The sequence below is a fragment of the Citrobacter portucalensis genome (assembly GCF_023374935.1).
Taxonomy (GTDB): domain Bacteria; phylum Pseudomonadota; class Gammaproteobacteria; order Enterobacterales; family Enterobacteriaceae; genus Citrobacter; species Citrobacter portucalensis.
Genome location: NZ_CP092466.1, coordinates 3,146,303 through 3,166,940, shown reverse-complemented (window position 1 = coordinate 3,166,940; position 20,638 = coordinate 3,146,303). Strand labels below are relative to the sequence as shown.

The following is a 20,638-nucleotide window of genomic DNA, read 5'->3' as shown; positions in this document are numbered from 1 at the left end:
AGTATTGAAGGATTACAAGGAACCTCCATGTCCAGCTTGATTAATAACGCGATGAGTGGACTCAGCGCAGCGCAGGCCGCGTTGAATACTGCCAGTAACAACATCTCCAGCTATAACGTTGCCGGATATACCCGACAGACGACAATTATGGCGCAAGCGAACAGCACGCTGGGTGCGGGGGGCTGGGTAGGCAATGGTGTCTATGTTTCTGGTGTACAACGTGAATATGACTCCTTTATCACTAACCAGTTGCGAGCAGCGCAGAACCAGAGCAGCGGTCTGACGACACGTTATGAGCAAATGTCAAAAATCGACAATCTGCTCTCCAGCAAAACCAGTTCTATTTCGACCTCCATGCAGGACTTTTTTACCAGCCTGCAAACGCTGGTCAGCAACGCCGAAGATCCGGCGGCACGCCAGGCGCTAATCGGTAAAGCTGATGGATTGGTAAATCAGTTTAAAACGACCGACCAGTATCTGCGCGATCAGGATAAGCAGGTCAATACCGCGATTAAAGCCAGCGTTGATCAGATCAACAACTATTCGAAACAAATTGCCAGCCTCAACGACCAGATTTCTCGTATGACAGGCGTCGGCGCAGGTGCGTCTCCTAACGACCTGCTTGACCAACGCGATCAGCTGGTCAGTGAACTGAATCAGATTGTCGGTGTTGAAGTCAGCATTCAGGATGGAGGCACTTACAACCTGACCATGGCCAACGGCTATTCGCTGGTGCAGGGCAGCAATGCACGTCAACTGGCGGCAGTGCCTTCCAGCGATGATCCTAATCGTACAACCGTGGCCTACGTTGATGGCGTTGCCGGAGCTGTTGAAATTCCGGAGAAACTGCTGAATACCGGTTCACTGGGTGGACTGCTCACCTTCCGTTCTCAGGAGCTGGATCAGACGCGTAATACCCTCGGCCAACTGGCGCTTGCATTTGCCAGTGCATTTAACGCTCAGCATAAAGAAGGTTTTGATGCCAACGGCGATCAGGGTAAGGATTTCTTTGCTATCGGCAGCCCGGAAGTCTTCAACAACGCGAAAAATACGGGCACAGGATCGTTAAGCGCTAAGATCACTGACAGCTCCGCTGTACAGGCGACAGATTATAAAATCGTTTTTGATGGGAAGGACTGGCAGGTTACTCGCCTGGCGGATAATACCAGCTTCAAAGCCACCGTTACCGGTGGAAAAATGTCCTTTGACGGGATGGAAATCACCGTTAATGCTGGCGCGAAAGCTAATGACAGTTTTACTGTAAAACCCGTGAGTAACGCTATCGTTGATATGAAAGTTATGGTGACCGATGAGTCGAAAATCGCCATGGCTCAAGTGTCTAAAAATGATACGGACCCCACCATCGATAAAGGCAAGAGCGACAACCGTAACGGTCAGAAACTGTTAGATCTGCAAACCAAAGCGACTGTCGGCAATAAGACCTTCAACGATGCATATGCCACGCTGGTAAGCGATGTCGGGAACAAAACCGCTACGCTGAAAACCAGTGCCACCACCCAGAACAACGTGGTGACACAGCTTTACCGGCAGCAACAGTCTATTTCCGGCGTTAACCTCGACGAAGAGTACGGTAATTTACAGCGTTTTCAGCAGTATTACCTGGCTAACGCGCAAGTGCTGCAGACCGCGAATGCGTTGTTTGATGCACTGATTAATATCCGCTAAGGGAGAGGGACACAATGCGTATCAGCACCCAGATGATGTACCAGCAGAATATGCGTGGCATCACTAACTCTCAGGCTGAATGGATGAAGTTCGGCGAGCAGATGTCAACGGGCAAACGCGTGATCAACCCATCAGACGATCCGATTGCCGCCTCGCAGGCCGTGGTACTTTCTCAGGCTCAGGCGCAGAACAGCCAATATACGCTGGCACGCTCATTCGCGACGCAAAAGGTGTCGCTGGAAGAGAATGTTCTGAGCCAGGTGACGACGGCAATTCAGGCTGCACAGGAAAAAATCGTTTATGCCGGGAACGGAACGTTAAGTGATGACGACCGTGCATCGCTGGCCACCGACCTACAGGGGATCCGCGATCAGCTGATGAACCTGGCAAACAGTACCGACGGTAATGGTCGCTATATTTTCGGTGGATATAAAACAGAATCCGCACCGTTTGCCCAGGCAGATGGCGCTTACAGCGGCGGTACAACAAACGTTACCCAACAGGTCGATGCCTCCCGAACCATGGTGATTGGTCATACTGGCGATAAAGTATTCGCCAACCTGACAAGCAACGCGGTACCGGAACCTGGTGGCGGCACTCAGGAAAAGAACCTGTTTAAAATGCTGGATAGCGCGATTGCAGAGCTCAAAATCCCGATTGCGGGTGATGATGTGGCAAAAGACAAAGCCGCTGCTGCCATTGATAAAACCAACCGTGGCCTGAAAAACTCGTTGAATAACGTCCTGTCCGTTCGTGCAGAATTAGGTACGCAGCTGAGTGAATTAAGCTCGCTGGATTCACTGGGCGCCGATCGTGCATTAGGCCAAACCCAGCAGATGAGTAATCTGGTGGATGTCGACTGGAACGCCGCGATCTCGTCTTATGTCATGCAGCAGGCTGCGCTACAGGCATCCTATAAAGCATTTACCGATATGCAGGGAATGTCGTTGTTCCAGCTTAATCGGTAATAACTCTTTTTGAACATATCTTGAAACTGGGTATGTTTGTCTGCCCGCTCCTTTAACACCCCGGAGCGGGCATTTTTTAGGCAACCGACGTCTTACTAAGCGACGGGTTCCCCGTCAGTCTTATGACCAATGCAATTGCACTGCTGAAGGTAGTCAACGCAACGACACCTTCCCAATTGGCCAGGGCGTAGACCTGACTTCCGAGAACCGAACCCAGCGCCATACCGATAAACACCATCGTAAACAGCAGAGCGTTCAATCGTCCTCGTGCCAGAGGCTCCAGGCTATAGACCAGATTCTGGTGAGCAACCAGGCTGGATTGCAATCCGAGATCAAAACCTACCGCCGAAAGGGCGATGAGCAGCCACTGCCCCTGAACGGGCAGGGCGGGTAACAAAAACATCAGAGCGAAAGATGCCGTTACCAGCAAAGCACCCAATTGCGTTACTTTTGCCGCACCCACTTTATCGGCAAGATGACCCGCCAACGGTGCGGCAAGCGCTCCGGCTGCTCCCGCGATACCAAAAGCACCCGCTATAGCGCTACCCATGTGGTAATGCTCAGATAACATTACCGCCAGCGTAGACCAGAAGGCGCTAAAAGCAATGGACAGAAAGCCTTGTGCCAGTGCTGCGCGACGCAAGGTGGAATATCGTTGCCAAAGTTGCGCCATTGAGAGCATTAATGATGGATAGCTCAACGTGGAATGGACCGTAAAGCGAGGCAGTACTTTCCACATAATCGCGGTAATTATGGCAATGCTGACGGCAGCGAGTTGATACATCTCGCGCCAGCCAAACGCTTCGCCCACCACTCCACTGACGGTACGTGAGAGTAAAATCCCCAGCAGAAGGCCCGTCATCACAGTGCCCACCGTTTTTCCCTGCTTGCCGTTGGGCGCCAGTATTGCCGCCGCAGGCACAATATCTTGTGCCATGGTTGCCGCCATTCCCATCAGCAGGCTCACCAGTAATAGCGAATGCAACTGACCGGTAAAGCTACAGGCCAGCAGCAGCGCGGCAAGAGAGATGCTTTTCAGCAGGATTAATGTCCGGCGGTCATAACGATCGCCTAATGGCAATAAAAACAATATACCTAACGCATATCCCGCCTGGGTCAGCGTCGGGACCAACCCCATACCGGTGAGACTTAAGGCCAGATCCTGACCCATTAAAGGCAGAAGAGGCTGGGCGTAGTAGATAGCGGCCACGCTGAATCCGGCGCCCATTGCCAGAACAAAAATGACCCAACGGGAAAGTGCGGTATGTGTGTTCACAAATGATTCCTCAATCACAGGATGTGCGGCTATTTTTATCCTTCTGCGGGTGGTGCGGTAGCGAGCGCAGTGGTAAAACAGTTATACGCCAGACGTATGAAGAAACTGATAATGATAAAAACTGAACGTATAGATAGGGTGGAGCTGATGCGCACGTTTGTGCGTATCGTAGAAGCAGGATCGCTTTCGGCAGCGGCAAAACAGATAGGGACGACGCAAGCGACCGTTAGCCGACGGCTGCAATCGCTGGAGACGCTGCTGGGTGTGAAACTGCTTATGCGTACCACGCATGCGATGAAATTGACCGACGACGGCGAAAGAGGCTATCAGCATGCTAAGAAGATTATTGATGCCTGGCTGGCGCTGGAAGATGGACTTAATGTCACAGAAGATGAACCGGTGGGGACGTTGCGAGTCCGCGCACCGCATGCCTTCGGGCAACAACAACTACTTGAGCCGCTTTTGCAGTTTCTTTCACGCTATCCCCAGTTGGCAGTAGAGTGGATGCTCAACGATAAAACCGTTGATTTTCTGAGCGATAATATTGATTGCGCTATTCGGGTTGGCGCGGAAGTCGATCCGGCCACGGTTTCCGTCTTACTGGCTGAAGTTCCCCGTAGTATGGTGGTGAGTCCAGGACTGCTGGAGCAATATGGCGAGCTTTCTCATCCTGAGCAGTTATCAGCGCTGCCCTGGATTGCAGTGAACACGTTTTATCAGCATAGCGTTTCGTTGTTGCACCAATTGCGTAATGAGCCAGTCACGCTGAATATTTCACCCAGATTAAGCACAGACAGTATTTATGTCGCAAGAAATGCCGCGCTGGCGGGGTTGGGAGTGACTATTGTTTCAAGCTGGATGGTGGCGGAGGATATTGCCGACGGACGTCTGGTTGCGTTGCTACCTGAGTGGCATGCGGCGCCGTTGCCTGTACATTTGGTTTATCCGTGGGCGCGTTACTATCCGACCCGCTTACGCAAGTTTCTGGCCCTAATGAAGGATGTTATGCCGCAGCTGACGGGGATGAAAGGCGTAGATCAGATATAAAAAAGCCGACCCGAAGGCCGGCTTTGATATTGATTATGGCTTACTCAACAGGCTGTGGACGTGTTGCTGGCGCAGTCGCTTGATGCGTTGCGCTATGTCCACCTGCGGCACCTTTGCCTTCAAAGGCGAATGCCGGACGCTGCCAGTCGCTATGACGCGGCGCTTCTGGCACATATTCCGGTGCCGGAGCGCGGGTCATTGGCGCGGTTGCATGGCTGTGCAGGTGTTCAGCATCAGCGCTTGCTGCGACAACTTCAGCCTTAACGACTTCAGTTTCGACGACAGGCGCGGCAACAACGACTTTCGGCGCTGCAACCTCTTCAACAGCTGGCGCTGTTTCCACAACTTCAGCAATCTCTTCAACCACTTCTGGCTGGGGAATAACCACCTCTGCAGGCTCTTCGGCAACCGGTGCAGTCACAACGTCAGCCACAGGTTCGGCTTCACCGGCGATTTCTTCTGCTACGGGCGCATCAGATGCAGCGATAATTTGCGGTTGTTCCTCGACAGGGGTCGCAATCACTTCCGGATGCGTGGTTTCAACCTGTGTGGTTTCAACAACGGCGGCCTGAGGCTCAGCTACGACAACCTCTGGCTGCACGGCTTCAACCGGCGCAGGGGTATCCACAATGTGTTCAACGGCAGCGGCAGCAACCTGAGGCTCTACGGCGACAGGTGCAGCTTGTTGCTGGACCATTTCCTGTTCGCGCTGTTCTTCAACCTGCTGATCCTGAGGACGTGCAACAGGGTAGCGGATCCAAACCTTACCGGACGCTAATTCAGGAGATGCGCAGGCGACCGTTAACGGCATCGGTGACTGAACCGGATAACGCTCGTCACGGTAACGACGACGACGCTGTCCACTGACGCGCAGATGGCGAGGAGAGCGGCGAGAACGACGCGGCATACCGTTGGAGTCACGAGCTTCGCTGTTGTCTTCCTGCTCAGTCGCAACGACGGCTGGCAGATCAACTTTCGCCAGTTCGGTGCGCTGTGCCGGTACCGGCTGTTCTGTTGGTTGAGCAACAGCAGTTTCAGCGATTGCAGCAACAGTAGCCACTTCGGCTTCAACCGCCGGGCTGTCTGTGAAACGAACTTTCTGAGTCAACTGACGCTGTTTGCGGCGGGTTTGAGGCTGACGTACGCGCTCTTCCTGCTCAGTATCCTGCACAGGTTGTTCAGCCTGGTTCAGCTCTTTAACTTCCTGCTGAGCCTGACGCTTGTCATCGTTACGACGGCGGTTGCGTTCGCGACGCGGCGCCTGCTGTTCATCACCGGATTTCGCTTTGTCTGCAACATCAGTGGTTTGCTGGCGGTTATCGCGAGCTTCCGCATTTTGCTGCTGGGACTGACGACGGTTACGGCGGTTATCTTCACGGTTTTCGCCGTTTTCTGAACGTTCGCTACGGTTGTCGCGGTCACCGCGATTATCACGGTTATCACGACGATCGTTACGGTCGCGACGATTGTTCTGACGCGGTTTACGACGATCCTGCTGGCGTTCGGTTTTCTCTTCAGCTTTCGGCGCAGGTTGTTCAACCGGTTTCACTTCTTCGCTACCACCGAAGATGGACTTCAGTGCGCCAAAGAAACGGCTAATCAAACCGGGTTGTGCGGCAACGGCTGCGGTTGCTGCTGCAGCTTTAGGCGCGGTGGCTTTCGCGGCAGGTTCCTGCAGAGCAGGGGCTGGCGGAACGTCTGGCATGGCGAAGGTGGCCAGCGCCGGTTGCTCAGGCTGTTTACGCTCGACGTACTCTTCTTCCGTCGGCAATGCCATTGCCTCTTCATGCAGTTTCGGCAGCAGGTAGCTCAGGGTCGGTGTTTCTTCCCCTTTACGTACGCGCAGCACAGAATAGTGCGGGGTTTCCATCTGATCGTTTGGCACGATCACACAGCGCACGCCATTCTGACGCGTTTCGATAGCATTAACCGCGGTACGTTTTTCGTTAAGCAGGTAAGAGGCGATTGGCACAGGAACAATAGCATGAACTTCTTGCGTATTTTCTTTCAGTGCTTCTTCTTCGATCAGACGCAGAATAGACAGCGACAGTGATTCGTTATCACGTACGGTACCGGTGCCGGAACAGCGTGGGCACACGTGATGGCTGGATTCACCCAGAGACGGGCTCAGACGCTGACGAGACATCTCCAGCAGACCGAAGCGAGAAATATGGCTGATCTGAATACGCGCTCTGTCCTGGCGTACGGCCTCGCGCAGACGGTTTTCAACCGCGCGCTGGTGGCGAACCGGCGTCATATCAATGAAGTCGATTACAATCAGACCGCCGAGGTCGCGCAGACGTAGCTGACGGGCAATTTCATCGGCTGCTTCAAGGTTAGTGTTGAACGCAGTTTCTTCGATGTCGCCGCCGCGAGTTGCACGCGCGGAGTTGATATCGATAGCGGTCAGGGCCTCTGTGCTGTCAATAACGATTGAGCCGCCGGACGGCAGGCGCACTTCGCGCTGGAACGCGGATTCAATCTGAGACTCGATCTGATAGTGGCTGAACAGCGGGATTTCACCGGTGTACAGTTTGATTTTGCTGCTGAAATCCGGACGACCCAGTGCGGCGATGTGCTGACGCGCCATCTCCATCACTTTCGGATTATCGATAAGGATTTCGCCGATGTCCTGACGTAAGTAGTCACGGAAAGCGCGAACGATAACGTTGCTTTCCTGGTGGATCAGGAACGGAGCAGGGCGGCTGTCAGCGGCTTTTTGAATCGCTTCCCAGTGCTTCAGGCGGAAGCTCAGGTCCCACTGCAGCGCTTCGGCGGATTTGCCGACCCCTGCGGTACGCACGATAAGGCCCATGCCATCAGGCAGTTCCAGGCTTGCCAGCGCTTCTTTTAATTCGGTACGGTCGTCGCCTTCAATGCGACGGGAGATACCGCCCGCGCGCGGGTTGTTCGGCATCAGAACCAGATAACTACCCGCCAGGCTGATAAAGGTAGTCAGCGCAGCGCCTTTATTGCCGCGTTCTTCTTTATCGATCTGAACGATGACTTCCTGACCTTCGCGCAACACGTCTTTAATGTTGGGACGACCATGGGAGTTGTAGTTAGCGGGGAAGTATTCGCGGGCAATTTCTTTTAACGGGAGGAAACCGTGACGTTCAGCGCCGTAATCAACAAAAGCAGCTTCCAGACTCGGTTCAATACGGGTAATTTTGCCTTTATAGATGTTGGCTTTTTTCTGTTCGTGTCCAGGACTTTCGATATCCAGATCGTACAGACGTTGCCCATCTACAAGGGCGACACGCAACTCTTCCTGCTGAGTTGCGTTAATTAACATTCTTTTCATCGTAACTTACTCATTATTCTTACATTGACGACTAAGCTGCGGGCAGAGTAATGCCTTTCCGGGTGTGAACCGATGGCCTCGTGTCTATTCGCGTCGCCAACCTCACGGTTATCGTCAGCTCAAAGAGGCGCAGAGTGTCGGTTGCCTGCATTTCATACGGAAACACAGCGCAATTATCAGGGGAACAGTCTGGGTGTTACTCTCCAGAAAAGCTTCCATATTACCGGTAAGGACTGCAACCCGCAGCCCGCTAACTGCCTGAAAGATCAATACGTCTTACGCCATTGCTGCGTTGATGATCGGTCGGGCAAAATTGGGTCATTCCGGAAAAGTTCTTGTTTTAACAAGATTCAACACGGAAACAACCTCATTATTCCACTGCTAACCTTGTTATAGCAAGATGACTTTTGCCATTTATCACCCGGTTACTCACAGTTTTTTCACTTCCGCGTAGTGATTGCTTTAATAACCACCAAATCGGCTATGTCAAACTTAAGTAATAGGGTATAGCAGTTAATATAAGCATAGAAAAATGTGTGGCGCGAATCTTGATGGCTATTTAAAATCGGCCCCCATGAAAACAGAGACTCCAGCCGTAAAAACAGTTGCCATTACTGCCGACGAAGCAGGGCAACGCATCGATAACTTTTTGCGCACCCAGCTTAAGGGCGTGCCGAAAAGTATGATTTATCGCATTTTGCGTAAAGGCGAAGTGCGGGTGAATAAAAAACGCATTAAACCCGAGTACAAACTCGAAGACGGGGATATTGTGCGTATTCCACCTGTGCGTGTCGCTGAACGTGAAGAAGAGGCCATTTCACCGAACCTGCAAAAGGTCGCGGCGCTGACCGACGTCATTTTATATGAAGATGACCACATTCTGGTGCTTAACAAACCTTCAGGTACGGCCGTACATGGCGGAAGCGGGTTAAGCTTTGGCGTCATTGAAGGATTACGAGCACTGCGCCCAGAAGCGCGTTTCCTTGAACTGGTGCATCGCCTCGACCGGGATACCTCCGGCGTGCTGTTGGTTGCCAAAAAACGCTCAGCCTTGCGTTCATTGCATGAACAACTGCGTGAAAAAGGCATGCAGAAAGACTATCTCGCGCTGGTTCGAGGCCAATGGCAGTCGCATGTCAAAACCGTGCAGGCGCCGCTGTTAAAGAACATTCTGCAAAGTGGCGAGCGTATCGTGCGGGTGAACCAGGAAGGCAAACCGTCAGAAACACGTTTTAAAGTGGAAGAGCGCTATGCGTTTGCCACGCTTGTGCGCTGTAGCCCGGTGACCGGACGTACGCACCAGATTCGTGTGCATACCCAGTATGCCGGTCATCCAATTGCTTTTGACGATCGCTACGGTGACCGTGAGTTCGATAAGCAACTGGCGGATACGGGGTTGAATCGACTTTTCCTGCACGCCGCAGCGTTGAAATTTACCCATCCTGGAACGGGTGAAGTGATGCGTATTGAGGCGCCGATGGATAAGCAATTGAAGCGCTGCCTCGAGGTTTTACGCAGTAAAGCCTGATGCGCGTTGCTTATCAGGCCTACAATCGTGTGATGCGCCGTAGGCCTGATAAGACGCATCGCGTCGCCATCAGGCAGATCAATCAGGCATTCAACGGGTTCATCTCTTCCCGCCGCAGCATTTGACACAACGCGATAAGCGGCAAACCGATCAGGGTATTTGGGTCACGACCCTCCAGGCGTTCAAAGAGTGCAATACCTAACCCTTCACTTTTGAAGCTACCTGCACAATGGAGCGGGCGCTCTTTGCGCAGATAATCATCAATTTCCGCCTCGCTTAAATGACGGAAATGGACGTCAAAAGGTTCTACTTCAGTTTGTAAATGTCCGGTCGCAGAATTATACAGCGCCAGTCCGGTGTAAAACGTCACAATATTGCCACGGGCTTTGAGTAATTGTTGGCGCGCATTTTCTTCAGTTAATGGTTTGCCGGTTATTTCACCATCAAGAACACAAATTTGATCGGAGCCAATAATCAGATGCGATGGGTAACGGTGGGCGAGAGATTGCGCTTTTTTCTGCGCCAGTCGCAAGACTAAATGGCGTGGTGCTTCGCCGGGCAACGGCGTTTCATCAACCTCTGGCGCAGCGCATTCAAACGGGATTGCCAGTTTTTCGAGTAAAGCGCGACGCCAGGGGGAGGTAGAAGCAAGAATAAGTTGAGGCATATTTTTTCCCTCGCATATAGCGTATTGATGAGAGCCATTTTAAACTATGGACTTCGACCTACAAGCTGGCTGTAGTGGCTTGTCTTGAGCGATTTTAAGTCGATGACCCGCAATGTGTGCGAATTATTGGCAAAAGGCAACCACAGGCTGCCTTTTTCTTTGACTATATGACGTTACAAAGTTAATATGCGCGCCCTATGCAAAAGGTAAAATTACCCCTGACTCTTGATCCGGTTCGTACGGCTCAAAAACGCCTCGATTATGAAGGTATCTATACTTCTGATCTGGTTGAGCGCGTCGCCGATTCTGTAGTCAGTGTGGACAGTGATGTGGAATGCTCCATGTCGTTCGCTATCGATAACCAGCGTCTCGCCGTTATAACCGGTGATGCGAAGGTATCGGTTACGCTCGAATGTCAGCGTTGCGGGAAACCGTTCCCACTTCATGTTCACACAACATATTGTTTTAGTCCTGTCCGTTCTGACGAGCAGGCTGAAGCACTCCCGGAAGCGTATGAGCCGATTGAGGTTAACGAATTCGGTGAAATCGATCTGCTTGCAATGGTTGAAGATGAGATTATCCTCTCCTTGCCGGTAGTTCCGGTGCATGATTCTGAACACTGTGAAGTGTCCGAGGCGGACATGGTCTTTGGCGAATTGCCTGATGAAGCGCAAAAACCAAACCCATTTGCCGTATTAGCCAGCTTAAAGCGTAAGTAATTGAGGAGTAAGGTCCATGGCCGTACAACAGAATAAACCAACCCGTTCCAAACGTGGCATGCGTCGTTCTCATGACGCTCTGACCGCAGTCACCAGCCTGTCTGTAGACAAAACTTCTGGTGAACAACACCTGCGTCACCACATCACTGCCGACGGTTTCTACCGTGGCCGTAAGGTAATCGCTAAGTAATCACGCATGACTCAATGGCTTTCCCACTTCTGGTGAGAAAGACAAAGAGTGAACGCGTGATGAAGCTTAGTGAGGCTTTCCCCGGGTAACTGGGGAAACACCTAACCGGGCAGCGACGATACCTTGACACGTCTAACCCTGGCGTTAGATGTCATGGGGGGAGATTTTGGCCCTACCGTGACAGTGCCTGCAGCATTGCAGGCACTGAATTCTAATTCGCAACTCACACTTCTTTTAGTCGGGGATCCCGATACAATCACGCCATTACTTGCCAAAGCTGACTTCGAACAACGTTCGCGTCTGCAGATTATCCCTGCTCAGTCAGTTATTGCCAGTGATGCCCGGCCCTCGCAAGCTATTCGCGCCAGTCGTGGAAGCTCAATGCGTGTTGCCCTGGAGCTCGTGAAAGAAGGTCAGGCACAAGCTTGTGTCAGCGCCGGTAATACGGGCGCACTCATGGGACTTGCGAAGTTATTGCTCAAACCTCTTGAGGGGATTGAGCGTCCTGCGTTGGTGACGGTGTTACCCCATCAGCAAAAGGGCAAAACGGTGGTGCTGGATTTGGGCGCCAACGTAGATTGTGATAGCACGATGTTGGTGCAATTTGCCGTCATGGGTTCCGTGCTGGCAGAAGAGGTTGTTGGCATTGCCAATCCTCGCGTAGCGTTACTCAACATCGGCGAAGAAGAAACGAAAGGTCTCGACAATATTCGAGATGCTTCAGCTGTGCTAAAAACAATCCCTTCCATTAATTATATCGGCTATCTTGAAGCCAATGAGTTACTGACTGGCAAAACCGATGTGTTGGTCTGTGACGGTTTTACAGGTAATGTCACATTAAAGACGATGGAAGGTGTTGTCAGAATGTTCCTTTCACTGCTGAAATCTCAGGGTGAGGGCAAAAAACGGTCGTGGTGGCTTCTGTTATTAAAACGTTGGTTACAAAAAAGCCTGACAAGGCGATTTAGTCACCTCAACCCCGACCAGTATAATGGCGCCTGTCTGTTAGGATTGCGCGGCGCGGTGATTAAGAGTCATGGTGCGGCCAATCAGCGAGCATTTGAAGTCGCGATTGAACAGGCAGTGCAGGCGGTGCAGCGACAAGTTCCTCAGCGAATTGCCGCTCGCCTGGAATCTGTATACCCAGCTGGATTCGAACTGCTGGACGGTGGCGAAAGCGCAAAATCACGAGCACACAGATAACGGTGCGTTTGTGAATGTGGCCAACGTATCAGCGATTTGCTCGTAGCGGTATATAACCAAAAAGTGACTGAGCGTACATGTATACGAAGATTATTGGTACTGGCAGCTATCTGCCTGAACAAGTGCGTACTAACGCCGATTTGGAAAAAATGGTTGAGACGTCTGATGAGTGGATCGTCACTCGTACAGGTATCCGTGAACGCCATATTGCAGCGCCAAATGAAACAGTTGCGACGATGGGCTTTGCCGCCGCAAACCGTGCGATTGAAATGGCGGGCATCGACAAAGAACAAATTGGTCTGATTGTGGTTGCTACCACATCATCCACTCACGCATTTCCAAGCGCGGCGTGCCAGATCCAAAGTATGCTGGGGATCAAAGGCTGTCCAGCGTTTGACGTTGCAGCCGCTTGTGCTGGCTTCACTTACGCCCTGAGCGTTGCCGACCAGTACGTTAAATCTGGCGCAGTTAAGCATGCTCTGGTCGTTGGCTCCGATGTCCTGGCCCGTACCTGCGATCCAACCGATCGCGGAACGATCATTATTTTCGGTGATGGGGCTGGTGCGGTTGTACTGAGCGCATCAGAAGAGCCAGGCATTCTCTCCACGCATCTGCACGCTGACGGTCGCTACGGCGAACTGTTGACGCTGCCTAACGCCGATCGCGTGAACCCGGAAAACCCGATCCACCTGACGATGGCGGGTAACGAAGTATTTAAAGTCGCGGTGACTGAGCTTGCACACATCGTTGATGAAACGCTGGAAGCCAATAATCTCGACCGTTCTGCGCTGGACTGGCTGGTGCCGCATCAGGCTAACCTGCGCATTATCAGCGCGACAGCTAAAAAGCTGGGTATGTCGATGGATAATGTTGTCGTGACGCTCGACAGACATGGTAATACCTCTGCTGCCTCCGTACCGTGCGCGCTGGACGAAGCCGTCCGCGACGGGCGTATTAAAGCTGGGCAGTTGATATTGCTTGAAGCCTTCGGGGGTGGATTCACCTGGGGCTCCGCGCTGGTTCGTTTCTAGTATAAGGATTTAAACATGACGCAATTTGCATTTGTGTTTCCGGGGCAGGGTTCCCAGACCGTTGGGATGTTGTCTGAAATGGCAGCAAACTACCCAATTGTTGAAGAAACATTTGCTGAAGCATCAGCTGCACTGGGCTATGATCTGTGGGCGTTGACTCAGCAAGGTCCGGCTGAAGAACTGAACAAAACCTGGCAGACGCAGCCCGCGCTGTTGACCGCATCCGTTGCGCTTTATCGCGTATGGCAGCAGCAGGGGGGTAAAACACCTGCGCTGATGGCGGGTCACAGCCTGGGCGAATATTCTGCGCTGGTATGTGCGGGTGTTATCAGTTTTGCCGATGCCGTACGTCTGGTTGAACTGCGTGGCAAATTCATGCAGGAAGCGGTTCCGGAAGGCACTGGCGGCATGTCTGCTATTATCGGTCTGGACGATGCTGCTATCGCTAAAGCGTGCGAAGAGTCTGCCGAAGGCCAGGTGGTTTCACCGGTAAACTTTAACTCACCGGGTCAGGTGGTTATTGCCGGGCATAAAGAAGCCGTAGAACGTGCTGGTGCTGCCTGTAAAGCCGCGGGCGCTAAGCGTGCGCTGCCGCTGCCGGTCAGCGTTCCTTCTCACTGCGCGCTGATGAAGCCTGCCGCTGAGAAACTGGCCGTTGAGCTGCAGAAAATCACCTTTAACGCACCGACTGTTCCGGTTGTGAACAACGTCGACGTGAAGTGTGAAACTACGGCAGACGCAATTCGCGATGCGCTGGTTCGTCAGCTGTATAGCCCGGTTCAGTGGACTAAAACCGTTGAATTTATGGCATCCCAGGGCGTAGAGCACCTGTATGAAGTCGGTCCGGGTAAAGTTCTGACCGGTCTGACGAAACGTATTGTTGACACCCTGACTGCTTCGGCACTGAATGAGCCGGCGGCACTGTCTGCGGCGCTAGAGCAATAAAAGAGGAAGACCATGAGTTTTGAAGGAAAAATCGCGCTGGTTACCGGTGCAAGCCGTGGCATTGGCCGCGCAATTGCTGAGACACTTGTTGCCCGTGGCGCGAAAGTTATCGGTACTGCTACCAGCGAAAGCGGCGCGCAGGCCATTAGCGATTACTTAGGTGCAAATGGTAAAGGTCTGATGTTGAATGTGACCGATCCGGCATCTATCGAATCTGTTCTGGAAAATATTCGCGCAGAATTTGGTGAAGTCGATATCCTGGTCAATAATGCCGGGATTACTCGTGATAACCTGTTAATGCGCATGAAAGATGACGAGTGGAACGATATCATCGAAACCAACCTGTCATCTGTTTTCCGTCTGTCAAAAGCGGTAATGCGAGCTATGATGAAAAAGCGTCATGGGCGTATTATCACTATCGGTTCTGTGGTTGGTACCATGGGAAATGCGGGTCAGGCTAACTACGCTGCGGCGAAAGCGGGTCTGATCGGCTTCAGTAAATCACTGGCGCGCGAAGTTGCGTCTCGTGGCATTACTGTAAACGTTGTTGCTCCGGGCTTTATTGAAACGGACATGACGCGTGCGCTGTCTGATGATCAGCGTGCGGGTATTCTGGCGCAGGTTCCTGCGGGTCGCCTTGGCGGCGCTCAGGAAATCGCCAGTGCGGTTGCATTTTTAGCTTCTGACGAAGCAAGTTACATCACAGGTGAGACTTTGCACGTCAACGGCGGGATGTACATGGTTTAACCACGATGAAAAATATTTGCGTTATTGTGGGTCTTGGCCTCAAAATAACGTAAAATCGTGGTAAGACCTGCCGGGATTTAGTTGCAAATTTTTCAACATTTTATACACTACGAAAACCATCGCGAAAGCGAGTTTTGATAGGAAATTTAAGAGTATGAGCACTATCGAAGAACGCGTTAAGAAAATTATCGGCGAACAGCTGGGCGTTAAGCAGGAAGAAGTAACCAACAATGCTTCCTTCGTTGAAGACCTGGGCGCAGATTCTCTTGACACCGTTGAGCTGGTAATGGCTCTGGAAGAAGAGTTTGATACTGAGATTCCGGACGAAGAAGCTGAGAAAATCACTACCGTTCAGGCTGCCATTGATTACATCAACGGCCACCAGGCGTAAGTGAACATCTCCAGGCGGTCATTCGACCGCCTGAGTTTTATCTTTTTATCCCACTTGAATTATTTTCCCTCCCTGGAGGACAACCGTGTCTAAGCGTCGTGTAGTTGTGACCGGACTGGGCATGTTGTCTCCTGTCGGCAATACCGTAGAGTCTACCTGGAAAGCTCTCCTTGCCGGTCAGAGTGGCATCAGCCTGATCGACCATTTCGATACTAGCGCCTATGCAACGAAATTTGCTGGCTTAGTAAAGGATTTTAACTGTGAAGACATTATCTCGCGCAAAGAACAGCGCAAGATGGATGCCTTCATTCAATATGGAATTGTCGCTGGCGTTCAGGCCATGCAGGATTCTGGCCTCGAAATTACGGAAGAGAACGCTCATCGTATTGGCGCCGCTATCGGCTCTGGTATTGGCGGTCTCGGTCTTATCGAAGAAAACCATACCTCACTGGTAAACGGTGGACCGCGTAAGATCAGCCCGTTCTTCGTTCCGTCGACGATTGTTAACATGGTGGCTGGTCACCTGACCATCATGTACGGCCTGCAAGGGCCAAGCATCTCCATCGCGACCGCCTGTACTTCAGGCGTGCATAACATCGGTCATGCCGCACGTATCATTGCATACGGCGACGCAGACGCGATGGTTGCGGGTGGTGCTGAAAAAGCCAGTACGCCGTTGGGTGTGGGTGGCTTTGGCGCGGCACGTGCACTGTCTACGCGTAATGATAATCCGCAAGCGGCAAGCCGCCCATGGGACAAAGAGCGTGACGGTTTTGTGCTGGGCGACGGCGCTGGCATGGTGGTACTGGAAGAGTACGAGCATGCGAAAGCGCGCGGTGCAAAAATCTATGCTGAAGTCGTTGGCTTCGGTATGAGCAGCGATGCTTACCACATGACGTCGCCACCGGAAAACGGTGCAGGCGCTGCGCTGGCAATGGTCAACGCACTGCGCGATGCGGCTATCGAAGCGGGTCAGATTGGCTATGTCAACGCACATGGTACGTCCACCCCAGCGGGCGATAAAGCGGAAACCCAGGCAGTGAAATCTGTCTTTGGCGATGCGGCAAGCCGTGTAATGGTAAGCTCCACTAAATCCATGACCGGACACCTGTTGGGTGCGGCGGGCGCGGTAGAGTCAATTTTCTCTATCCTGGCGTTGCGCGATCAGGCTATTCCGCCAACCATCAACCTGGATAACCCGGATGAAGGTTGTGACCTGGACTTCGTACCTCACGAAGCGCGTCAGGTTAGTGGTCTGGAGTATGCGCTGTGTAACTCCTTTGGCTTCGGTGGTACCAACGGCTCTTTGATCTTTAAAAAGATTTAAGTCCGTCAGGTGATGCGCTAGCATCGATAGCAAATTGAAAAGGTCCGCTTGTCGGGCCTTTTTTTATTCGGTTTTCCGCCCTTGTCCTGTGTTACTCATCCTGCCAAACTAGCGGACCAGAAATAAGGAGCCACCATGTTCTTAATTAATGGCTGCGAGCAAGATATGCTGGCCGCAAGCGATCGAGCGACCCAATTTGGTGATGGCTGTTTTACCACTGCCTGTATTATCGACGGTGAAATCCCTCTCTTTGCAGCGCATCTTGAGCGTTTACAAGACGCTTGCCAAAAACTGCTGATCTCTTTTGAAGATTGGTTCGAGCTGCAAAATGAAATGAAAATGCTGGCGAAAGGGCACGTACGCGGTGTGTTGAAGGTGATTATCAGCCGTGGCAGTGGAGGCCGGGGTTACAGTGGCAAAAATTGTCATAGTGCCACACGCATCCTCTCCGTTTCAGCCTGGCCCGATCATTACGATCGATGGCGCCATGAGGGGATTACGCTGGCGTTGAGTCCAGTGCGTCTGGGCCGTAATCCACTGCTTGCCGGACTTAAACATCTGAATCGTCTGGAGCAGGTATTGATTCGCTCTCATCTTGAGCAGACGGATGCTGATGAAGCGCTGGTTCTTGACAGCGAGGGATGGGTTACGGAATGCTGTGCGGCTAATTTGTTCTGGCGTAAAGGCAATGTGGTTTACACTCCCCGGGTGGATCAGGCCGGAGTGAACGGCATTATGCGACAATTCTGTATCCGTATGCTGGCACAATCACCGTTCAGCCTTGTCGAAGTGTATGCCGGGTTGGACGAGGTTATGCAAGCCGATGAAATCGTCGTCTGTAACGCATTAATGCCGGTTATTCCCGTGCGTACCTGTGGCGACACGTTGTTGTCTTCACGTTTATTATTCGATTATTTAGCCCCACTTTGTGAGCACCCGAATTAGTCATGAAAAAACTGTTACTTGTTGTCCTGTTATTGCTGGTTGTGCTGGGCATTGCCGCTGGAGTGGGAATGTGGAAAGTTCGTCATCTGGCGGACAGCAAATTATTGATTAAAGAAGAAACGATTTTTACGCTGAAAGCGGGGACGGGCCGTCTGGCTCTCGGCGAACAGCTGTATGCAGACAAAGTTATCAATCGTCCGCGCTTGTTCCAGTGGCTGCTGCGTGTGGAGCCCGAGCTGTCGCATTTTAAGGCCGGAACATATCGCTTCACGCCTGACATGACGGTGCGGGACATGCTGCAACTGCTGGAAAGCGGCAAAGAGGCGCAGTTCCCGTTACGTCTGGTTGAAGGGATGCGCCTGAGCGATTACCTCAAACAGCTGCGTGATGCCCCGTATATCAAACATACGTTAAGCGACGATAGCTATGAGACCGTGGCCGAGGAACTTAAGCTGGAAAACCCGCAATGGGTAGAAGGCTGGTTCTGGCCAGATACCTGGATGTATACCGCCAATACTACTGACGTAGCGTTGCTAAAACGCGCGCATCAGAAAATGGTTAAAGCGGTGGATACTGTCTGGGAGGGGCGCGCTGATGGCCTGCCTTATCAGGACAAAAATCAGCTGGTAACCATGGCTTCTATTATTGAAAAAGAAACTGCGGTTGCCAGCGAGCGCGACCAGGTGGCTTCGGTCTTTATTAACCGCTTACGTATCGGTATGCGTTTACAAACCGATCCGACCGTGATTTACGGGATGGGTACACGGTATAATGGCAAATTGTCGCGTGTGGATTTAGACACCCCGACCGCCTATAACACCTATACCATTACGGGACTGCCGCCTGGCCCGATTGCCATGCCGGGAGAGGCTTCATTGCAGGCCGCGGCGCATCCGGCAAAAACGCCGTATCTCTATTTTGTGGCTGACGGTAAAGGCGGCCACACGTTTAACACCAATCTTGCCAGCCATAACCGGTCCGTGCAGGATTACCTGAAAGTGCTTAAGGAAAAAAATGGGCAGTAACTATATCGTCATTGAAGGCCTGGAAGGCGCCGGAAAAACCACCGCGCGTAACGTGGTGGTGGAGACACTTGAGCAACTCGGTATTCGTGACATGGTTTTCACCCGTGAACCTGGTGGAACGCAGCTGGCTGAGAAACTAAGAAGTCTGGTGCTGGATATTAAATCGGTCGGTGACGAGGTCATTACCGACAAAGCCGAAGTTCTGATGTTTTACGCGGCGCGTGTACAGTTGGTCGAAACCGTTATTAAACCTGCACTGGCGAAAGGCGCGTGGGTAATTGGCGATCGTCACGATCTGTCGACCCAGGCGTACCAGGGCGGCGGACGCGGTATCGATCAAAATATGCTGGCAACCCTGCGCGATGCGGTGCTTGGTGATTTTCGCCCGGACCTGACGATTTATCTGGATGTGACACCAGAAGTCGGGTTGAAGCGTGCCCGTGCCCGCGGCGAGCTGGATCGTATTGAGCAGGAATCTTTCGACTTCTTTAATCGTACTCGCGCGCGCTATCTTGAGCTGGCTGCCAAAGACGCCAGCATTCGTACTATAGACGCTACGCAGCCGTTGGAGGCTGTGATGGCTGATATCCGTCATACCATCACCCAATGGGTGAAGGAGCAGGGCGCATGAAATGGTACCCATGGTTACGACCGGATTTTGAAAAACTGGTAGCCAGCTACCAGACGGGTCGTGGTCACCATGCGTTACTGATTCAGGCGTTACCCGGAATGGGCGACGACGCGCTGATTTACGCCCTCAGCCGCTATTTAATGTGCCAGCAGCCGGAAGGGCATAAAAGCTGTGGACAGTGCCGCGGCTGTCAGCTAATGCAGGCGGGGACGCACCCTGACTACTATTCGCTGCTGCCGGAAAAAGGCAAAAGCACGCTGGGGGTTGATGCGGTACGCGAAGTCAGTGAAAAGCTGTACGAGCATTCGCGTCTCGGCGGTGCGAAGGTCGTGTGGATCCCGGATGCTGCCCAGTTAACCGATGCCGCCGCCAACGCCTTGCTGAAAACGCTGGAAGAACCCCCGGCACAAACCTGGTTTTTCCTCGCCAGCACAGAGCCAGCTCGCTTGCTGGCGACATTACGCAGTCGTTGCCGGTTACATCATCTTGCGCCACCGGCTGAGTCGTATGCGATCTCCTGGCTTGCCCGAGAAGTGACCGCGTCTCCAGAAGCGCTGCTTAGCGCGTTACGCCTGAGTGCTGGTTCGCCTGGCGCGGCACTTACGTTGTTACAGGCTGAAAGCTGGGCGCACCGCACAGATTTTTGTGCGGCACTGGGGAACACATTAAATGCAGGCGACTGGTATATCTTGCTCGCGGCGTTAAACCACGATCAGGCTGCCGCCCGTTTGCACTGGCTGGCAACGTTGTTGATGGATGCGTTGAAACGTCCGTATGGGGTTTCCCATTTAACGAATCCTGATGCGCTGGACCTGATATCTTCTATCGCAGAACGGTTATCCGTTGCCCAGATACAGGCGATACTCGGTGACGTTTGTCATTGTCGTCAGCAACTGCTGAACGTAACAGGCGTAAACCGTGAGCTGGTGTTAACCGATCTTATTCTTCGTATTGAGCATTACCTGCAACCAGGCACCGTACTGCCTGTTCCCCATCTTTGAGAGAGAC

Annotated in this window: 19 protein-coding genes; 16 read left to right on the top strand and 3 right to left on the bottom strand. The window is 52.4% G+C overall.

Translation table 11 applies throughout. The annotated features are described in order from the left end of the window. The first annotated feature begins 27 nt into the window (after positions 1 to 27). Positions 28 to 1,686: a flagellar hook-associated protein FlgK gene (gene flgK / locus LY264_RS15490; protein WP_048214465.1), complete on the top strand. Its 1,659-nt coding sequence runs from the start codon at positions 28 to 30 to the stop codon at positions 1,684 to 1,686. A gap of 14 nt (positions 1,687 to 1,700) precedes the next feature. Continuing rightward, positions 1,701 to 2,654 (top strand): flagellar hook-associated protein FlgL, encoded by a 954-nt coding sequence (flgL, locus tag LY264_RS15485; protein WP_048226966.1) that lies wholly within the window; start codon positions 1,701 to 1,703, stop codon positions 2,652 to 2,654. Positions 2,655 to 2,730: 76 nt separating this feature from the next. Here flgL and LY264_RS15480 read toward each other — a convergent pair whose 3' ends face one another. Then, complete coding sequence (locus tag LY264_RS15480; protein WP_048226964.1) at positions 2,731 to 3,930, bottom strand: MFS transporter; 1,200 nt, start codon at positions 3,928 to 3,930, stop codon at positions 2,731 to 2,733. A gap of 21 nt (positions 3,931 to 3,951) precedes the next feature. Here LY264_RS15480 and LY264_RS15475 point away from each other — a divergent pair, with 21 nt between their 5' ends. Beyond that, positions 3,952 to 4,977 carry a LysR family transcriptional regulator gene (locus LY264_RS15475; RefSeq protein ID WP_048226963.1) on the top strand — a complete coding sequence of 342 codons (1,026 nt, stop codon included), beginning with the start codon at positions 3,952 to 3,954 and terminating at the stop codon, positions 4,975 to 4,977. Positions 4,978 to 5,017: 40 nt separating this feature from the next. Here LY264_RS15475 and rne read toward each other — a convergent pair whose 3' ends face one another. Further along, positions 5,018 to 8,281 carry a ribonuclease E gene (gene rne, locus LY264_RS15470; RefSeq protein ID WP_048226961.1) on the bottom strand — a complete coding sequence of 1,088 codons (3,264 nt, stop codon included), beginning with the start codon at positions 8,279 to 8,281 and terminating at the stop codon, positions 5,018 to 5,020. 574 nt (positions 8,282 to 8,855) lie between these two features. Here rne and rluC point away from each other — a divergent pair. Continuing rightward, positions 8,856 to 9,809, top strand: a complete 954-nt coding sequence (rluC, locus tag LY264_RS15465; protein ID WP_003036228.1) for a 23S rRNA pseudouridine(955/2504/2580) synthase RluC — start codon at positions 8,856 to 8,858, stop codon at positions 9,807 to 9,809. 82 nt (positions 9,810 to 9,891) lie between these two features. Here the strand turns inward: rluC and LY264_RS15460 are convergent, their stop codons facing one another. After that, a complete protein-coding gene (locus LY264_RS15460; RefSeq protein ID WP_003832177.1) occupies positions 9,892 to 10,476 on the bottom strand; it encodes a Maf family protein in 585 nt (194 codons plus the stop codon). Between the two features lie 197 nt (positions 10,477 to 10,673). Here LY264_RS15460 and yceD point away from each other — a divergent pair, with 197 nt between their 5' ends. From yceD to holB, 12 genes are all read left to right on the top strand, one after another. Then, positions 10,674 to 11,195: a 23S rRNA accumulation protein YceD gene (gene yceD / locus LY264_RS15455; protein ID WP_003036239.1), complete on the top strand. Its 522-nt coding sequence runs from the start codon at positions 10,674 to 10,676 to the stop codon at positions 11,193 to 11,195. Positions 11,196 to 11,211: 16 nt separating this feature from the next. After that, the gene (gene rpmF, locus LY264_RS15450) at positions 11,212 to 11,385 is read left to right on the top strand and encodes a 50S ribosomal protein L32 (protein ID WP_003036242.1); all 174 of its coding nucleotides are present in this window, start codon (positions 11,212 to 11,214) and stop codon (positions 11,383 to 11,385) included. A 123-nt stretch (positions 11,386 to 11,508) separates the two neighbouring features. Further along, positions 11,509 to 12,588, top strand: a complete 1,080-nt coding sequence (gene plsX, locus LY264_RS15445) for a phosphate acyltransferase PlsX (RefSeq protein WP_071692203.1) — start codon at positions 11,509 to 11,511, stop codon at positions 12,586 to 12,588. Between the two features lie 77 nt (positions 12,589 to 12,665). After that, positions 12,666 to 13,619, top strand: coding sequence for a beta-ketoacyl-ACP synthase III (fabH, locus tag LY264_RS15440; protein ID WP_003832181.1), 954 nt, complete (start codon positions 12,666 to 12,668; stop codon positions 13,617 to 13,619). 15 nt (positions 13,620 to 13,634) lie between these two features. After that, positions 13,635 to 14,564 (top strand): ACP S-malonyltransferase, encoded by a 930-nt coding sequence (gene fabD / locus LY264_RS15435; protein WP_048226957.1) that lies wholly within the window; start codon positions 13,635 to 13,637, stop codon positions 14,562 to 14,564. 12 nt (positions 14,565 to 14,576) lie between these two features. Then, the gene (gene fabG / locus LY264_RS15430) at positions 14,577 to 15,311 is read left to right on the top strand and encodes a 3-oxoacyl-ACP reductase FabG (protein ID WP_003036255.1); all 735 of its coding nucleotides are present in this window, start codon (positions 14,577 to 14,579) and stop codon (positions 15,309 to 15,311) included. A gap of 154 nt (positions 15,312 to 15,465) precedes the next feature. Further along, on the top strand, positions 15,466 to 15,702 hold the full coding sequence (gene acpP, locus LY264_RS15425; RefSeq protein ID WP_000103754.1) for an acyl carrier protein: 237 nt from the start codon (positions 15,466 to 15,468) through the stop codon (positions 15,700 to 15,702). An 85-nt stretch (positions 15,703 to 15,787) separates the two neighbouring features. Then, positions 15,788 to 17,029: a beta-ketoacyl-ACP synthase II gene (gene fabF, locus LY264_RS15420; RefSeq protein ID WP_003036260.1), complete on the top strand. Its 1,242-nt coding sequence runs from the start codon at positions 15,788 to 15,790 to the stop codon at positions 17,027 to 17,029. A 135-nt stretch (positions 17,030 to 17,164) separates the two neighbouring features. Further along, a complete protein-coding gene (gene pabC / locus LY264_RS15415; RefSeq protein ID WP_048226955.1) occupies positions 17,165 to 17,974 on the top strand; it encodes an aminodeoxychorismate lyase in 810 nt (269 codons plus the stop codon). Positions 17,975 to 17,976: 2 nt separating this feature from the next. Next, the gene (gene yceG / locus LY264_RS15410; RefSeq protein ID WP_048226954.1) at positions 17,977 to 18,999 is read left to right on the top strand and encodes a cell division protein YceG; all 1,023 of its coding nucleotides are present in this window, start codon (positions 17,977 to 17,979) and stop codon (positions 18,997 to 18,999) included. Continuing rightward, complete coding sequence (tmk, locus tag LY264_RS15405) at positions 18,989 to 19,630, top strand: dTMP kinase (RefSeq protein ID WP_048214457.1); 642 nt, start codon at positions 18,989 to 18,991, stop codon at positions 19,628 to 19,630. Before yceG ends, tmk begins: the two co-directional genes overlap by 11 nt. After that, positions 19,627 to 20,631, top strand: coding sequence for a DNA polymerase III subunit delta' (gene holB, locus LY264_RS15400; protein ID WP_071692204.1), 1,005 nt, complete (start codon positions 19,627 to 19,629; stop codon positions 20,629 to 20,631). Before tmk ends, holB begins: the two co-directional genes overlap by 4 nt. Positions 20,632 to 20,638: the final 7 nt, after the last annotated feature.